General features: G+C 65.2%; 12 protein-coding genes. 4 read left to right on the forward strand and 8 right to left on the reverse strand.

Translation table 11 applies throughout. From position 1 onward, the window contains the following. Positions 1 to 57 precede the first annotated feature (57 nt). Together JAB4_RS17130 and JAB4_RS17135 are read left to right on the forward strand one after the other, a co-directional pair. Positions 58 to 2,526 (forward strand): TonB-dependent siderophore receptor, encoded by a 2,469-nt coding sequence (locus tag JAB4_RS17130; RefSeq protein ID WP_070218437.1) that lies wholly within the window; start codon positions 58 to 60, stop codon positions 2,524 to 2,526. Continuing rightward, positions 2,526 to 3,749 (forward strand): PepSY-associated TM helix domain-containing protein, encoded by a 1,224-nt coding sequence (locus tag JAB4_RS17135; RefSeq protein WP_217494514.1) that lies wholly within the window; start codon positions 2,526 to 2,528, stop codon positions 3,747 to 3,749. Before JAB4_RS17130 ends, JAB4_RS17135 begins: the two co-directional genes overlap by 1 nt. On the opposite strand, the gene JAB4_RS17140 is transcribed toward JAB4_RS17135, so the two are convergent. Beyond that, entirely contained in the window at positions 3,733 to 4,278 is a 546-nt protein-coding gene (locus JAB4_RS17140; protein ID WP_070218438.1) for an RNA 2'-phosphotransferase, read from the reverse strand. The two genes, JAB4_RS17135 and JAB4_RS17140, sit on opposite strands and share 17 nt — an antisense overlap. Positions 4,279 to 4,295: 17 nt before the next feature. Further along, positions 4,296 to 6,365 carry a TonB-dependent receptor gene (locus JAB4_RS17145; RefSeq protein ID WP_070218439.1) on the reverse strand — a complete coding sequence of 690 codons (2,070 nt, stop codon included), beginning with the start codon at positions 6,363 to 6,365 and terminating at the stop codon, positions 4,296 to 4,298. A 95-nt stretch (positions 6,366 to 6,460) separates the two neighbouring features. Between JAB4_RS17145 and JAB4_RS17150 the strand changes: the two genes are divergently transcribed. Next, positions 6,461 to 7,690, forward strand: a complete 1,230-nt coding sequence (locus JAB4_RS17150; RefSeq protein WP_070218440.1) for a response regulator — start codon at positions 6,461 to 6,463, stop codon at positions 7,688 to 7,690. Here the strand turns inward: JAB4_RS17150 and JAB4_RS17155 are convergent. Together JAB4_RS17155 and JAB4_RS17160 are read right to left on the reverse strand one after the other, a co-directional pair. Beyond that, positions 7,669 to 8,043: an immunity 22 family protein gene (locus tag JAB4_RS17155; RefSeq protein WP_070218441.1), complete on the reverse strand. Its 375-nt coding sequence runs from the start codon at positions 8,041 to 8,043 to the stop codon at positions 7,669 to 7,671. The genes JAB4_RS17150 and JAB4_RS17155 overlap by 22 nt on opposite strands. A gap of 1 nt (position 8,044) precedes the next feature. Continuing rightward, entirely contained in the window at positions 8,045 to 10,738 is a 2,694-nt protein-coding gene (locus JAB4_RS17160) for a polysaccharide deacetylase family protein (protein WP_070218442.1), read from the reverse strand. Between the two features lie 161 nt (positions 10,739 to 10,899). Between JAB4_RS17160 and JAB4_RS30950 the strand changes: the two genes are divergently transcribed. Next, positions 10,900 to 11,022 carry a hypothetical protein gene (locus JAB4_RS30950; protein WP_256267169.1) on the forward strand — a complete coding sequence of 41 codons (123 nt, stop codon included), beginning with the start codon at positions 10,900 to 10,902 and terminating at the stop codon, positions 11,020 to 11,022. Between the two features lie 29 nt (positions 11,023 to 11,051). On the opposite strand, the gene hmgA is transcribed toward JAB4_RS30950, so the two are convergent. The 4 genes from hmgA to JAB4_RS17180 form a co-directional block, all read right to left on the reverse strand. After that, positions 11,052 to 12,353, reverse strand: coding sequence for a homogentisate 1,2-dioxygenase (hmgA, locus tag JAB4_RS17165; protein WP_070218443.1), 1,302 nt, complete (start codon positions 12,351 to 12,353; stop codon positions 11,052 to 11,054). Further along, complete coding sequence (locus JAB4_RS17170) at positions 12,350 to 12,535, reverse strand: DUF2783 domain-containing protein (RefSeq protein WP_070218444.1); 186 nt, start codon at positions 12,533 to 12,535, stop codon at positions 12,350 to 12,352. Before JAB4_RS17170 ends, hmgA begins: the two co-directional genes overlap by 4 nt. A gap of 118 nt (positions 12,536 to 12,653) precedes the next feature. Further along, positions 12,654 to 14,321 (reverse strand): FAD-dependent oxidoreductase, encoded by a 1,668-nt coding sequence (locus tag JAB4_RS17175; RefSeq protein ID WP_070218445.1) that lies wholly within the window; start codon positions 14,319 to 14,321, stop codon positions 12,654 to 12,656. Between the two features lie 12 nt (positions 14,322 to 14,333). Continuing rightward, a complete protein-coding gene (locus JAB4_RS17180; RefSeq protein WP_083287216.1) occupies positions 14,334 to 15,713 on the reverse strand; it encodes an MFS transporter in 1,380 nt (459 codons plus the stop codon). Positions 15,714 to 15,728: the final 15 nt, after the last annotated feature.

The following is a 15,728-nucleotide window of genomic DNA, read 5'->3' on the forward strand; positions in this document are numbered from 1 at the left end:
TCGTTCGGAATAAGGGAAGAACGAATTTTTTCCCGCCACTTTCCAAGGATTTGCACCATGCCTGCTCGCCTGACCGCTCCCGCAACCAAGCTGCGCCCGTTTCCCCTCGCCGCCGCCATCCAGGCCCTGTTCCTCGCTGGTGCCGCCGTGGGCGCCCTGGCCGTCACGGCACCAGCCGCCCACGCCCAGGCGGCAGGCAACACGCAGGCGCAGCGCCAGTATTCCATTCCCGCCGGACCGCTGGAACGTGCGCTGACCAGTTTCGCCAGCACGGCCGGGGTGGAACTGTCGGCCGATGCAGCGCTCCTGCAGGGCAAGCGCAGCGGCGGCCTGACGGGCAGCTACACGGTGCGCCAGGGCTTCGAGGAACTGCTGCGCGGCCAGGGTCTGCGCCTGGTGGCGGGCGCGCATGGCGCGTATGCGCTGCGCACGGACGCCTCCGCGGCACAGACGCCAGCGCCAGCCCAGGCCAGCGCCACCCTGCCCGCGATCACCATCAATGCGAGCAGCGAGCGCGAAACGGCCACGGGCCCCGTGCGCGGCTATGTGGCGCGGCGCGCCGCCTCGGCCACCAAGACCGACACGGCCCTGAACGAGAACCCGCAATCCATCTCGGTGGTCACGGCCGATGAAATCAGCGACCGCAATGCCGAATCGCTCGACGAAACCCTGCGCTACACGGCCGGCGTGACGCCGAACCAGCGCCCGCTGGGCAGCGACGATTCCTCGCTGCTGCGCGGCTTCACCATCGAGACGAACGGCATCCTGCAGGATGGCTTGCGCAATTCGGGCCGCACCTTTGGCGCCTCGATCGAGCCGTATGGCCTGGAACGCCTGGAAGTGCTGCGCGGCCCCGCTTCCGTGCTGTACGGGCAGATTCCGCCTGGCGGCATGGTCAACGCCGTCAGCAAGCGCCCCAGCGCGGATGCCGTGCGCGAAGTGGGGATTGAGTACGGCAGCTACCAGCGCCGCCAGTTGAAAGCCGACGTGGGCGGCGCGCTCGACGCACACGGCGACTGGACCTACCGGGTCGTCATGCTGGGCCGCGAAGCCCATACGCGGCTGGAGCGCGACCGCGACAACCGCCTGTACTTCGCGCCTTCGCTCACGTGGCAGGCGGGACCGGCCACGCGCCTGACTTTGCTGGCCCGCTACGAGCAGGACAACCAGCAGTACGCGTTTCCCAACCAGCTGCTGCTGCCTGGCCCGCGCGGCCAGGTCGATCCGAAGGTCAACCTGATGGGCGACGATAACCGCTTCAAGCGCCGCAATACCATGCTGGGCTACGAGTTCGAGCACAGCTTCAATGACACCTGGTCGCTGCGCCAGAACCTGCGCTACACGCGCCTGAACAACGACCGCACGGACATGTTCCCGCTGGGCCTGAATGACGATGGTACGGTGGAGCGCTATTTCATGCCCGTCGATACGGCGTCGAAAAGTCTGTTCGCCGACACCCAGCTGCAGGCGCGCTTTGCCGCCGGCGGCCTGGCGCACCAGGTGCTGCTGGGCGTCGATTACGCGAACATCCGCAACACGGACGACTACCGCCATCAAAAAGGCTTTATCGCGCCGATCGACCTGTACCAGCCCGTGTACGGCAAGCAGCCGCTGCTTCCCGCCAAGGCGCCCACGCGCGCTGAAGCGCCGTCGCGCCAGCTGGGCCTGTATGCGCAGGATCAATTGAAATGGGACCGCTGGGTAGTGACGGCCGGCCTGCGCCGCGACAAGGCCACGCAGTCGCGCGACGTCACCGACCTCCATAGCGGCGCCGTCAAACCCGACTTCCACCAGTCGCCATCGGCCACCACGGGCCGCGTGGGCGCCGTCTACCTGTTCGATGGCGGCTGGGCGCCGTATGTCAGCTACGCCACCTCGTTCTCGCCCGAACTGGGCATCACGGCCAACGGCAGCGCCCTGAAACCATCGCGCGGCAAGCAGTTCGAGGCGGGCGTGCGCTACGAACCCGTGGGCCAGCGCGCCAGCTACACGGCGGCCGTCTTCGACCTGGTGCGCGACAACGTCACCACCTCCGACATCGGCAATCCGGGCCGCCTGCAGCAAACGGGCCAGGTGGGCTCGCGCGGCTTGGAACTGGAAGCGCGCACGGAGTTTGCCAGCCGCCTGAGCCTGATCGCGCAATACACCTACCTCGATACGGAAGTCAGGAAGAGCAATAACGGCGACCTGGGTCTGCAGCAAGCGGGCGCGCCGCGCCACAGCGCCTCGGCCTGGGCCCGTCAAGCGTTCAACCTGGGCACGGCGCTGCCCGCGTATGCGGCGCTGGGCATGCGCTTTCTCGGCGCCATGCGCTCGAATTCCGACGGCGAGAACCTGAACATCCGCAATGGCGGCATCACGCAGTGGGATGCGGCGCTGGGCGTGTCGCGCGGACCGTGGCAGTTTGCCCTCAACGTCAACAATGTGCTCAACAAGCAGACCCTGTATGACTGCGGCTACCTGCCCAATCTGTGCTACCGCAATGCCGAACGCACGGCCAACGTCAGCGCCATGTACCGGTTCTGATGCCATCGCTGCAAATGCGCCCTGCATTGGCGGCGTTGCACCGCTACGCCGGCCTGCTGATGGCCGGCTTCCTCATCGTGGCCGGCGTCACGGGCAGCGCGCTCGCGTGGAAGGATGAACTGGAGGCGGCCCTGCTGCCTGCCGTCTTCCGCGCGGCGCCGCCAACGCCGGGCGCCGCGCCGCTCGACGCCCTGCTGCTGCGCGAGTCCGTCGCCGCGCGCTTCCCGCAGGCGCAGGTCAGCTACGCGCCGCTGTCGGCACCGCCCGGCCACAGCATGCAGTTCTACCTGCGCCCGACGGCGGACGCCGCGCCGCTGGCCAGCGACGAAGTGTTCGTCGATCCGTACACGGGCGCGCTACTGGGCCAGCGAAAATGGGGCGAGATCGGCCAGGGCGCCATCAACCTGCTGCCCTTTATCGAGCGCCTGCACTCTGCGCTGGCGCTGGGCGACACGGGCTTGCTGATTTTCGGCCTGATCGCCATCGTCTGGACCATCGACTGCTTCGTCGGCGCCGCCCTGACCTTCCCCGCACGCCTGAAAAAACGCTCGCCGGGCAGCAAACCGTGGCTGCTGCGCTGGCGCCCGTCGTGGCTGCTGCGCCGCCATGGCGGCACTTATAAACTGGTGTTCGACCTGCACCGCGCGGGCGGCCTATGGCTGTGGGCCATGCTGCTGGTGTTTGCCTGGAGCGGCGTCGCCTTCAACCTGTACGGCGCGTATGCGGCCGTGATGCATCCGCTATTTCCCCATCAGCCAGCCGAGGAAGTGGTGGCGCGGCACACGCCGTCGCCGGGGCCACGGCTGGACTGGCCTGCCGCCCGCGCGCAAGGTCGCAGCCTGATGGCGCAGCTGGCGCGCAGCGGGCACTTTGCCATCCTCGAGGAAAACGCGCTGGCCTACGAGCGCGCGCTGGGCGTCTACAGCTACAGCGTGCGCAGCAGCCGCGACGTGCGCGAACACAAGGGCCTGACCACCGTCTTTTTCGATGCGGCCAGCGGCCGGCAGCTGGCCGCCTGGCTGCCCACGGGCGCGGCCAGCGGCGACACCATCCGCAGCTGGATCAGCGCCCTGCACATGGCCTCGATGTGGGGCTGGCCCTTCAAACTGTTCATTTGCGCCATGGGCGTGCTGGTGGCGGGCCTGAGCGTGACGGGGGTGCTGATCTGGCGGCGCAAGCGCCAGGGGCAGGGCGCTAAGCCATTAATCAGGGAAAACCGATGAACGCCCGCGGCACGGCCTGCGTCAGCCACACGCCGTTGTCCGACACATAAAACACGTGGCCCTGCGCCTGCATCGCGGCCGCATCGACCGTCAGCACGACGGGCTTGCCGTGGCGCGCACCCACGGCCACGGCCGTTTCGCGGCTGGACGACAGGTGCACATGATTGCGCGCTCCCGGCAGCAGGCCGCCGGCACGGATCGCCGCTACAAAGCGGCTGGCCGTGCCGTGGTACAGCATGGCGGGTGGCGTGGCGGGCGGCAGTGCGATATCGACGGCGGCCAAGGAATGCCCCTGGTTGGCGCGGATGCGCAAGCCGTCATCGCTGATCGCGTAGCGCGTCTTGCTGTCGCGCGCCACCACCTCATCCAATTGTTCACGAGAAATAGAACGGCCATGGCTGGCCGCCTGCGCCAGCAGCTGGCCGATATCGGCCCAGCCTTGGGCATCAAGGGCGAGGCCGATTTTTTCGGGAGAGTGGCGCAGGATAAGGGAAAGGAATTTACTGGTTTGTACTAGGTGATTGCTCATGCCCCAGTTTATCGTTATCAGAACGCATACGACAAGGTCAAGCGCGCGGACCGGGGTTCGACGGGATGAAAGTGCCGGTCATTCACGCCGTCCGCCCCCTCGCCGGGCAGGCGCGACGCATAGTAGTAATCGATGTCGCTGGCGCGCTTGTTGAACAGGTTGAACACGTCGAGCGACAGCCGCGTCCTGCGGTCGAGCTGGTAGGCGAGGCGCGCATACGCCAGGGTGGTCGACGCCGAGCGCACGCTATTGTCCTCGATCAAGGGACGGGGGCCGAAATAGCGCAGCTGCAAGGCGCCCGACCACGGTCCCCGGTCCGTCACGGTCACGCCGAACGACGCCACCCTGTCGATCGAACCAGGAATATAATTGCCGGCCGCATCGTTTTGCGTGTAGCGCGAGCGCGAAGCTGCCAGGTCCAGGTCGAACAGCAGCCACGGCGCGGCAACATAATGGTTATTCCACTCGATGCCGTGGCGGTGGCTGGCACGGCTGGGCTGCGTTTCGCCCGCGTCGCCCACGAACAGCAGTTCCGACGCGAGATCGAGCCGCCACAGGGCCAGCGAGCTTTGCAGGCCCGGCAGCCATTCCGTGCGCGCGCCCAGTTCCATGCCCTTGCTCGGCACGAGGGGCGTCACGGGCGCGGAAGGCGTGCCGTCGGGCAAGCGCGTCTGCGTCGTGCCCCGCGCATCGTTGCTATGGAAACCCTTGCCATAGTTCACAAAAAACTCCGTCTTGCTCCACGGCCCCAGGATCAAGGACAGTTTCGGCGACACCACGTGGTCCTGCGCCGTACCGCTGTTGCCGGCGATGCTGCTGGCCACATTGAAACGGTAGGTGTCGTAGCGCACGCCCGCCACGGAACGCAGCCACTGCAGCCACTGGGTCGTGTTTTCGCCGTACAGGCCGACGCTGGCCTCGCGCACCCGGTCTTCGCGCACCGTGGCTTGCCGCACTCTGTCCACCGTGCTGTACAGGCCCACCGGCGACACCCGGTCATGGCGCGCCTGCACACCGAGCTTGTTGCGCAGGGAAAGACCGAACAGCTGCGTATTCCAGCTTTCGCTCGTGTTGACACCGGCCACCGTGCGCCGCTCGCTTTGCTGGAACTGGTCGCCGGCGGCCGGGTCGGCCAGGAAATAGGTGAAGTCACTGTTGAGTTCCAGCTGCGAGCGGATCAGGTACGCGTCAAACTCGAACACCCGGTTTTCCGTGCGCCGGCGCATCGCATACGACAGGCTGGCGCGCGAGGTGTCGCCGCCGTCGCTGGGCGCGAGCGAGCCAAAACGGCCGATCTGGCCGGACTCCACGGCGCGCAGCGGCACCTGGTCCGTGGCGTTCCAGCTGTTCTTGTAGGCCATGGCCGTCACGCTGAAGCCGTCGTCTTGCGTTCCCTGGCTGTAGCGCAGCACGCCGCTGACCTTGCGCACGCGCTCCGGCACGTCCCAGGGGCCATTGTTGCGGTTCACCTCCAGGCCATACAGCAAGGTGCCTGGTCCTGCATCGAGGGAATCGGCCACGACGGCGCGCACATAGCCATGCTGGCCCACGGACACACTGGCCTGGCCTTGCGGCAATTTGTCGGCCAGGCGAATGCGCGCCGCGCCCGCCGAGGCGAAATCGCCTTCGCCCGCGAAATACGGCCCCTTCTTGTAATCGATGCGCTGCACCAGCTCGGGAATGAGGAAATTGAGGTCGGAATAGCCCTGGCCATGCGCATGCGTGCGCATGTTGACGGGCATGCCGTCGACGTACGTGGCGAAATCCGTGCCATGGTCGAGGTTAAAACCGCGCAAGAAATACTGGTTGGCCTTGCCGTCGCCGCTGTGCTGGGTGACGATCAGGCCCGGCACGAATTCCAGCAATTCGCCCGTGCGCAAGGCGGGACGGTTGACGATCAGCTCATTGGTGATGACGCCCTGGCTGGCCGCATCCGAGGTGCCGACGGCGTTGTCGTAGTGGCCCGTCACGCGCACGGTGCGCGACGCATCCGTGGGCGATGCGGCCTCCGGCGCAGCCGCCTTGCCGGCACCGGCCACCAGCAACAAGGCACAAGCTGCCAGCTGTTTGCGTTTTATCAACCGCATCGCGTCTCCCCTTTTTATGATGTCAGTACAGGCTCCTACGGGATATATACGCGGCAGACCGGCTGCCTGGATTCAGCATTTTTCAAGGAGCGACCGTGGACCTGAGCGACAGCAGCGGCAAGGCGAGCAAAAGCGTCACGGCGGCCGTGCGCAAGCGCGACGTGCTGCCGTACATCCTGCTGTTCATCTTGCTGGCGGGCTTGCTGGCCGTGCTGGCGGGCGCCCTGCTGCCGCCCTACTACCACGCCGTGCCGGCCCTGCTGTGGAGCCTGGGCTTTTGCGTCAGCGGCATGCTGCTGGGGTTTTTATTCGGCATACCGCGCAGTCTGCCCTCGGGTACCGTCAACGCCGCCCCGCCCGACGAGCAGGCTAATGGCAAGGGCCGCTCCACGGACGAGCCTCCCCCGGCAAGCGCGGACGCGGCAACCGGCAACCCCAGCAATACCCTGTTTCTGGGCACGCCCACGCCCATGGAAATCAATTCGAATCTGGTGGAAGTGTCGGACTGGCTGACGAAAATCATCGTCGGCGTGGGTTTGATCGAGCTCAAAAGCCTGCCTGGCAGCGCGCGCAGCATGGCCGCCTTTATCGCGCCCAGCCTGGCCACGGACACGCCCACGGCCATGGCGGTAGTGGGCGGCATCATGCTGTTCTTTTCCGTGCACGGCTTTTTGATCGGCTATTTGCTCACGCGCATTTACCTGTCCATCATGATCAAGCGCGCCGACAGCCTCGTCAAAAACGAATCCGTGCGCCTGGAAAGCGGCAAGGAAATCGAAGTGACGGAACTGAGCCGTTTGCAGCAAAAGTCGCTCGACGACATGCAGGAAGCCGTCACGCAGCTGCTGCTGGCCCATCCCCCCGATGGCGCCGCCGCCGTCACGGCCCTGGCCGCCGCGCCGACGGCGCAACGGCCGGTCAGTCTCGTGCTGTGGCTGGACGACCACCCGCGCAACAATACCTTGCTGATGGAGCAGCTGGAGCGGGAAAACATCAAGGTGGACCAGGCCGTGTCGACGCGGCAGGCGCTGGCCATGCTGCAACAGAAGCACTACGCGCTGTTCATCACGGACATGGCCAGGGTGGAAAACGGCCGCCGGGTCAAGGATGCGGGCGTGCGCACGGTGCGCGAAGTGCGGCAGGCGCAGCCCGCATTACCGATCATCGTCTATTGCAACAAGGATACGTTGGCAAGCTATGGCACGGAAGCGCAGGCGGCGGGTGCCCGTTTCATCACCACCTCGGGCACCAGCCTGCTGGCCAGCGTCAACAAGCTCATACATGAACAACGCGGAAATGAGGCTCAGCCGCCGTCGCAGGCGTAGCTGCCCACGTGGTGCAGCGAGCTGCGGTGCGGATGCGCCAGTCGATTCGGCGCAAACACGCACACGGCCGTATCGGCCAGCACACCCTGCGCGTCCGCGCACGCCTGCGCCAGCCAGTTGTCCGCATACGACACGCCGTCGAGCAACTCTGCCAGCGGCGCGGGCGCGGCCAGCAGCGCGCTCTCGAAGCAGGCCGGCTCATAACACGTGAGGCCCGTTTCCAGGAAGAATGGCGACGGCACGGCATCGCCATCTTCCGTGTACGCGGGCGCCAGGTAAGCCTGCAGCGCTTCCCAGCTGGGAAAGCGGCCGCTGCAGGTGAAGACGTGGACCATGGGCAAGTTGGACGTCAACTTACAGCTTCTCCATCTTTTGCCGCACGGCCGGCGCCGTCGAGGCCGTCGGCGCCAGTTCCAGATAGGTTTTATAGGCCGCTTTCGCCTTGGCCGCATCGCCGGCTTTGGCATACGCGTCGCCCAGGTTCAGGTAGGCGATGGCGCGCGACGGGTCCATCTTGACCGTGTTTTCAAACCAGCGTGCCGCTTCGCGGTATTTTTCCTGCTTGTAGAAGACAAAACCCAGGTTGTTGGCCGCCAGCGCGAAGTCGGGACGCAATTTCAGCGCTTCCGTAAATTGCGCTTCCGCCTGCGCGTACTGTTTCTCCTTGTACAGCTGCAAGCCGCGGTCGTTGGCCCGCTGGGCCAGCTGGCGCGTGGAGGTCGGCACGGCGCCCGGCGTGACGATCTTCTGTTCGCCGCCCTGCAAATCCTTCACCGTCACGCTGGCCGCCGCCGGTTTGGCGTCGAGCTTGCTGTTCAGGGCGATGGCTTCCGTCGACAGCTGCGTCGTGTTCGGGCTGAGGAATTCCGTCTCGCCTGGCAATTCGAAGACGAAATCGCCTCCTTCCGATCCGGGCAGGCTGCCGAACGCGGGCGTCTGGTTCGACACGCTGGACACGGCGGGCGCTACATACGCCGCCAGTTCCGTGGCCGTGATGAGGCCGTCACCGTTCAGGTCGCCCTTGCCCGCCAGGCCTTGCAGCAGGGTCCACGTAAACACGGAGTGACCGTTCGGTCCGCCATCGGCCACCAGCTGGTCGCCGCCGCCGGCCGTCAGCATTTGCCGGCCGATGCGTTTGGCATTGTCGCGCAAGAAAGAGCTGGAACCGGCGCCGCGCGTCAGGCCCAGGCCGCTGTAGCAGGCGTCCATGACGAAAAACGCATGCTTGGCCGTCAGGGACTCCGCGATATTCTGGATTTCCGTCATCGGAATCGCATCCGTGGCGAACTGCGCCGGGTCGGAATCGACGGGCACGATGTAGCCGAGGTCGCGCCCCGAGCTCAGCTTGCGCGTGGCGCCGTGGCCGGCGAAGAAGACGAAGATGCGGTCATTCTTTTGCACGCCGCCATGGGCCAGCTTGTCGTGGAAAGCGGCCAGGATATTGTTGCGCGTCGCTTCGCCATTCTTCAGGGTCACGACGCGCTCGGGCGCGAACGCGAATTTCTCGATCAGCGTTTCGCGGATGCCTTGCGCGTCGCGCACCGCATATTGCAATTTCGGCCACTTCGCGTAATCGTCGATGCCGATCACGACGGCCCAGGAATTCGCGTAGCCGGTGGTGACGGGCACTTTCTCGGGCGCGGGCGCCGTGCTTTTTGCCACTTGGAAACTCGTGCCATCCCAGCCCGCGAATTGATAGCCTTCGGCGATCAGCTTGTCGAGCACGGCCGGCAAGGCTTTCACCGTGCGTTCGTGGATGTCGTGGAACAGGACGATGCCGCGCCCCGCCTTGTCGACGGACGCCAGCACGCGATTGGTAATCGAGCTGGGCACGGGGTCGGCCCAGTCCAGCGAATCGATATTCCACATCACGGATTTCAAATGGGCATCGGCCAGCGCGGCCATGCCTTCGCTGTTGCGCGCGCCATACGGAAAGCGGAACAGCGCGGCCCGCTCGGGGCTGATGGCCTTTAATAAAGTGTCGGTGCCGAGGATTTCGCCTTTCAGCTTGTCGCCCGTCTGTTTCGACAGCTGTGCATGGCTGAAACTGTGGTTGCCCACGGCATAGCCTTCCTTCATCAGCTTGCGGCTCACTTCCGCGCCCGCGCCCAGCTTGGCGTGGCCTTCCGCGTCCAGCGACCCCAGGTTGCGGCCCACGTTGAAGAACACGGCCGGCACGCCATACTGTTTCAAAATGGCGCTGATTTCTTCCGTGTAGCGGCGGTGCGGGCCGTCGTCGAAGGTCAGCACGATGGTTTTCTTCGGCAAGCCCAGACCGAAGATTTCCGCCTCATCTTTTTTTGGCGCCGGCTTGGCTTCGGGCATGGAGCCGGCGGGAGGAACAGCATACGGCACGACGATGCCGTTTTCCTTCAGAATCTGTTCGCGGCTGTACAGTTTTTTCAGCTGCGCCACGTAATCGTCCCACCGTTCGCGCTTGAGTTCGATGGCGCGCTGGCCCAGGTTGCCGAAGATTTGCCGGATTTCCTTCTCGTAATTGCGCTCGATCTCGCCCAGCGCATCGAGGTCTTCGGAAATGCGCTTGTGCAGCTTGATGGCAGGCAAGGACGAATCCTTGGCCACGTCGGCCAGCATGCTTTGCAGCAGTTCGCGGAAAGCCAGGCGGTCCGCGTCATACAGGCCGGGATCGGATTCGATATAGGTGAGCAGGCTGTCGAGCGCTTCGAAGCGGCCCGGATTCGTGGGTGCCGTCAATTGATCGAGCGCTGCATCGAGCTTGGCGATGCGTTCCTGGTTTTCATGGAACAGGGCCTGGCCCACTTTACGGGCTTCGTCGCGCGCGCCTTCGGGCAAGCTTTGTTCGTCGGCCAGCAGCACGATGATCTTGCGGAAATTGCCCAGCAAATCGCGAAATTGGCTGGCCACGGCGGCCGTATAGACGGCGGAATGCGGTGCGGCGGCAGGGCTGCCCGAAGCCGGGGCACCGGGCGTGGCGGTGGCGGCCGGACGGGTGTAGCTATAAATGCCGGCCCCAGCGGCGAGAGCCACGACAACGGTGGCGGCGATCTTGATCGGCTTGGAAGTCACAGGCTTGTCATTCCCTTCACATACTATGCATACAATTCAGATGGCGCGGATGCGCAAGATGCATAATTGTAAAGCACGCTTGGCACTTGCTCAGCCCGCACGATGAATTTCGGCAATAATATCGCTGCACACCTTCATAGATAGTGAAAACGGGAACGACGATGCACAAGAAACTCTGCGCTGCGGCGCTGATGCTGGGCGTGGCCCTGATGCTGCTGCAACTGCGCGCGCACGCGGGCGACGACGTGGTCAATGTGGCGGGGCGCGTGTGCCTGCCGCACTGACCACCTGAGTAAGCCGGACCGTGTGCCTGTCACTGGTCCGGGTCAAAATGCTTGCGCAAGCCTTGCCAGCACTCGAAATAATCGTGTTGCAGCAGGCCGCCGTCCAGCGCGAACGGTGTGGGCTTGAGGATGGTGCGCGTCTCGAACATGAAAGCCATGGTATCGGCCACCTTCGCGGGCGCGGACGTGTCGCCGTGCGAGGCTTTTTCGAACGTCTGCGCATCGGGACCGTGGCCGGACATGCAGTTGTGCAGGCTGGCGCCGCCCGGCACGAAACCGGCTGCCTTGGCGTCGTACACGCCGTGGATCAAGCCCATGAATTCGCTGGCCACGTTGCGGTGGAACCAGGGCGGGCGGAACGTGTGCTCGGCGGCCAGCCAGCGGGGCGGGAAGATGGCGAAGTCGATGGCGCCGAACAGCGGATTTTCGCTCGGCGCCTGCAGCACGAGGAAGATCGACGGATCCGGATGGTCGTAGCTGATCGAGCCGATGACATTGAAGCGGCGCAAATCGTATTTGTACGGTGCGTAATTGCCATGCCAGGCGACGACGTCGAGCGGTGAATGGTCGAGCGTCGTGCGCCACAGGTGGCCGCCGAACTTGGCCACCAATTCGCAATCGCCGTCGATATCCTCGTAGGCCGCGTGCGGCGTGAGGAAGTCGCGGCTGTTGGCCAGGCCATTCGAGCCGATGGGCCCCATGTCCGGTAGGCGGAAAGCCGTGCCGAAATTTTCGCAGACATAGCCGCGCGCCTTGCCGTCCGGCAGGGTCACGCGGAAGCGCACGCCGCGCGGGATCACGGCGATTTCCTGCGGTTCCAGTTCGATCAAGCCCAGTTCCGTGGCAATCGCCAGCCGCCCTTCCTGCGGCACGACCAGCAATTCGCCGTCGGCCGAATAAAAGAAGCGCTGCATGGAGCGGTTGGCCGCGTACACGTGGATGGCGCAGCCGCTCATCGCTTCGGCGCTGCCGTTTCCCGCCATCGTTTGCCAGCCATCGATGAAATCGACCGGCGTGGCGTCGTCGGGCAGCGGCAGCGGGTCCCAGCGCAGCTGGTTCGGCGGCGTCGGCGGCATGGCGTGGAAATCGCTGACGATGCGCGTGTTTTCAGCCAATGTAAACGGCGGATGCTGGCTGGCGGGACGGATGCGGTACAGCCAGGAACGCCGGTTCTGCGCGCGCGGCGCCGTAAACGCCGTGCCCGACAATTGTTCCGCATACAGGCCCAGCGGCGCTTGCTGCGGCGAATTTTGCCCCTGCGGCAAGGCACCGGGGATGGCTTCCGTGGCAAACTCGTTGCCGAAGCCGCTTTGGTAGCCGGCGCCTATCATGCGCGCTCCGCCAGGCCGTCGGCCGCGTCGCGCAGCAAGCCTTGCACCACGTCGGCCTGGCCGATGGCGCCCATGGCCAGCAAGGCGAAGCGGGCCAGGAACAGCGGCGAGCGCTGCTCGCCCAGGCCGCCCATGGTGTGGCACAGCTCGGTGTATAAATTATCGAGTTCGATGTCGGTCATATGATCTCCTGATTTACTGTGCTCTTCCTTCGTTAACCCAAAAAGCGGAAGAGCTGGGGTCGGACCCTCAGGGACTCGGCGCCCCCTTCCGACCCCGGAATTTGCCACTGGGTTTGGTTCAAGACAATGCCCGTTTCAAAGCATCCGCCACCTGCCCCACCCTCACCTCGCGCCAGCGCCCCAGCACGTGCCCATCCGGGCGCACGAGATAAAACGTGCCGGGCTGCGCGTCAAACAGCGAGCATACCTGCGCCGTGTGGTCCCAGGCGCACCCTTGCGCGCCGCTGCGGGCGATCGCCACGGTCGTCAACGGCAAGCTGTCGCCCAGCGCCAGCAGTTCCGCATGCACTGCGCCATCGTCGCTGAAATACAAGCCCGTGAAATGGCCATCGGCGCGTTTGAGCAAATCGGTAATATACCCCGCTTTTTGACCGCCGTTGTGCGGCAGCGCCAGCGGGCACTCGGGCAAGACCGTGCCCGGCGCGGGACCGGCTGCGAACACGTCCAGCTCAGGCGCATTCAAGGCCGATTGCGCATACGCGATGGCGCTGGTCTGGCGCGGGTTGATCAGCGAGCGCACGTGCGCATGCTTGCCTGCCAGGCCCAGCACGGCCGTGCGCATCAGCTCGAAGGCGAACGTGGGCGGCGCCATGAATTCCGTGCTTTTCGTGCCATGACGCAGGTTTTCATGGGCGGCATAGACGCGCTCGTCCGAATAGCTGTCGAGCAAGCTATCCGGCGCCCGGCCCTTGACGACGTAGGCGAGCTTCCAGGCCAGATTGTCCGCATCGTCGATGCCGGAATTGGCACCGCGCACGCCGAAGATCGGTACCAGGTGGGCCGCATCGCCCGCGAACAACACGGCGCCGTGCCGGTATTTTTCCAGGGTCAAGGCGTTGGCTTTATAAATGGTGATCCACACGGGATGCCATGGCTGTGTCTCCCCCATCATGGCCAGCAGGCTGTCCACGCGGGGTGCCACGTTTTCCAGCAGCACGGCCGCCTGCGCATCCTCGTCGTCGCGCAGCTGGTAATCGATGCGCCAGATATCGTCGGGCTGCTTGTGCACCAGCACGGTCGAGCCGGGATTCGACGGCGGATCGAAATACGCGAGGCGCTCCGTGGGGCGCTCGCTTTTCAGGTGGATGTCGACGATGACATAGCGCCCTTCATAGCTGGTGCCCTGCAATTTCAAGCCCAGCGCCTCGCGCACAGCGCTGCGCCCGCCATCGGCCGCCACCAGCCAGTCCGTGTCGATGGTGTAGGTGTCATCGGGCGTGGCCAGCGTGACCGTGGCGCCATCGGCGCGCTGCTGCACGCCAGTGACGCGCGTTTGCCAGCGGATATCGATCAGCTCGCTCTGGCGTTCGGCCGCATCGAGCAGGAATTGCTCGATATGGTATTGCGCCAGGTTGACCATCGGCGGCAATTTCTGGTTCGCGTCTTGCGGCATCGTAAAGTGCAGCACTTCCTCGTCGCGGTAAAAGCTGCGGCCGCCCGCCCACGGCAAGCCTTTGCTGATAAAACCGTCGAGCGCACCGAGGCGGTCGATGATTTCCAGGCTGCGCCGCGAGATGCAGATGGCGCGGCTGCCCGTGCAGACGCCATCGTCCGCCTCGATCAGCACCGAGTGCACGCCGTGGCGCGCCAGGCCCAGGGCCGTGGCCAGTCCCACGGGGCCGCCGCCGACGATCAGGACCGGGACGTGCTGCGTGCCGGCGCCAACAGCCTTGCCGGGCGGATACACTTTGGGCACATGGGGATAAGGGTGAAACGTGTCGCGCATGATGGTGTCCTCTCAAGAATGTGTTTTGCCGCCGCGCGCAATCGGCAGGGTCAGCACGATGGCAGCCCCGACCACCAGCAGCACGCTGGCATACAGCAAGCCCGTGGCAAAGCTGTGCGTGAAATCCTTCAGCCAGCCCACGACGACGGGGTTCAGGGCCGAGCCGATATTGCCCGTGGCATTGATGACGGCGATGCCGATGGCGCGCGCACCCAGGCTCAGGGCCCGGTCCGGCGTGGTCCAGAAGACCGACATGGCCGTGTAGGCGCCCGTCGAAGCCATGCACACGCCCAGCAACTGCAGCACGGGGTTGCCGGAATAGGCGGTCAACAGCCAACCAAAGGCCGACAGCAGCATGGGCCAGACGATATGCCAGCGGCGCTCCTGCAAGCGGTCCGAGCGGCGGCCCCAGACAATCATGCCGATCACGGTGCAGACCTGCGGTATCGCCGCCAGCAGCCCGATCTGGGTGTTGCTGGCGCCGCTATTGAAACTTTTCACGATCAGCGGCGTCCACACGGCCACCATGGCCAGGGTATTCACCAGGCAAAAGTAGGCGATGCCGAATTTCAGCACGGTGGGCGACAGCATTTCCGCCAGCACGGAGACTTTTTGCCGGGGCGCATCAGGCTTGTGCTCGGCCGCCAGCATGCGCGCCAGCACCTGCTGTTCCAGCTTGCACAGCCAGTTTGCCTTGTTGGGCGCGTCGTCAAGGTAGCCGTAGACGGCCAGGCCCAGCAGCACGGAAGGCATGCCTTCGAGCAAGAACAGCCATTGCCAGCCCTTCAAGCCCCAGTGGCCGTCCAGCCCCAGGATCAGGCCCGACAGGGCCGAACCGATGGCGGCCGTGACGGGCATGGCGATCATGAACAGGGCATTGGCCCGTGCGCGGTAGGCGCTGGGAAACCAGTACGTGAGGTAGAGCAGCATGCCGGGCAGGAAGCCCGCCTCCGTCACACCCACCAAAAAGCGCAGCGCATACAGGCTGGCCGGGCCGCTGGCGAACAGGGTCGCCGTCGAGGCCAGGCCCCAGGCGATCATCATCGAACCTATCCAGCGGCGCGCGCCGATGCGGGCCAGCACGATGTTGCTGGGAATGCTGCAGGCGATGTAGGCGATGTAGAACAGCGTGGTGGCAAAGCCGAACTGGGTGCCGGACAGGCCCAGGTCCTGCATCATGGTCAGGCCGGCAAAGCCGATGTTGATGCGGTCAAGAAAGGAAAACACGAACAACAGGAATAAAAATCCCAGCAGATGGCGCGATACCTTGCGCATCACCTGCTGTTCCAGTTGCACGCTGGCCGCGTCGAGGACGGGCGCCGGGGTGGCCGCGTCGAGGACGGGCGCCGGGGTGGCGGCGATGGCGGGGGTGGCCCCTTGGGCGATGGTCATGCTTGTCTCCATAAG

This window comes from Janthinobacterium sp. HH102 (assembly GCF_001758625.2).
In the GTDB taxonomy this organism is placed as follows: Bacteria; Pseudomonadota; Gammaproteobacteria; order Burkholderiales; family Burkholderiaceae_D; genus Janthinobacterium.

Bases quoted from the DNA above. Each gene is read 5' to 3' on its own strand.
- JAB4_RS17130 (WP_070218437.1), top strand. From the start codon at position 58: ATGCCTGCTCGCCTGACCGCTCCCGCAACCAAGCTGCGCCCGTTTCCC.
- JAB4_RS17135 (WP_217494514.1), top strand. From the start codon at position 2,526: ATGCCATCGCTGCAAATGCGCCCTGCATTGGCGGCGTTGCACCGCTAC.
- JAB4_RS17140 (WP_070218438.1), bottom strand. From the start codon at position 4,278: ATGAGCAATCACCTAGTACAAACCAGTAAATTCCTTTCCCTTATCCTG.
- JAB4_RS17145 (WP_070218439.1), bottom strand. From the start codon at position 6,365: ATGCGGTTGATAAAACGCAAACAGCTGGCAGCTTGTGCCTTGTTGCTG.
- JAB4_RS30950 (WP_256267169.1), top strand. From the start codon at position 10,900: ATGCACAAGAAACTCTGCGCTGCGGCGCTGATGCTGGGCGTGGCCCTG.
- hmgA (WP_070218443.1), bottom strand. From the start codon at position 12,353: ATGATAGGCGCCGGCTACCAAAGCGGCTTCGGCAACGAGTTTGCCACG.
- JAB4_RS17170 (WP_070218444.1), bottom strand. From the start codon at position 12,535: ATGACCGACATCGAACTCGATAATTTATACACCGAGCTGTGCCACACC.
- JAB4_RS17175 (WP_070218445.1), bottom strand. From the start codon at position 14,321: ATGCGCGACACGTTTCACCCTTATCCCCATGTGCCCAAAGTGTATCCG.
- JAB4_RS17180 (WP_083287216.1), bottom strand. From the start codon at position 15,713: ATGACCATCGCCCAAGGGGCCACCCCCGCCATCGCCGCCACCCCGGCG.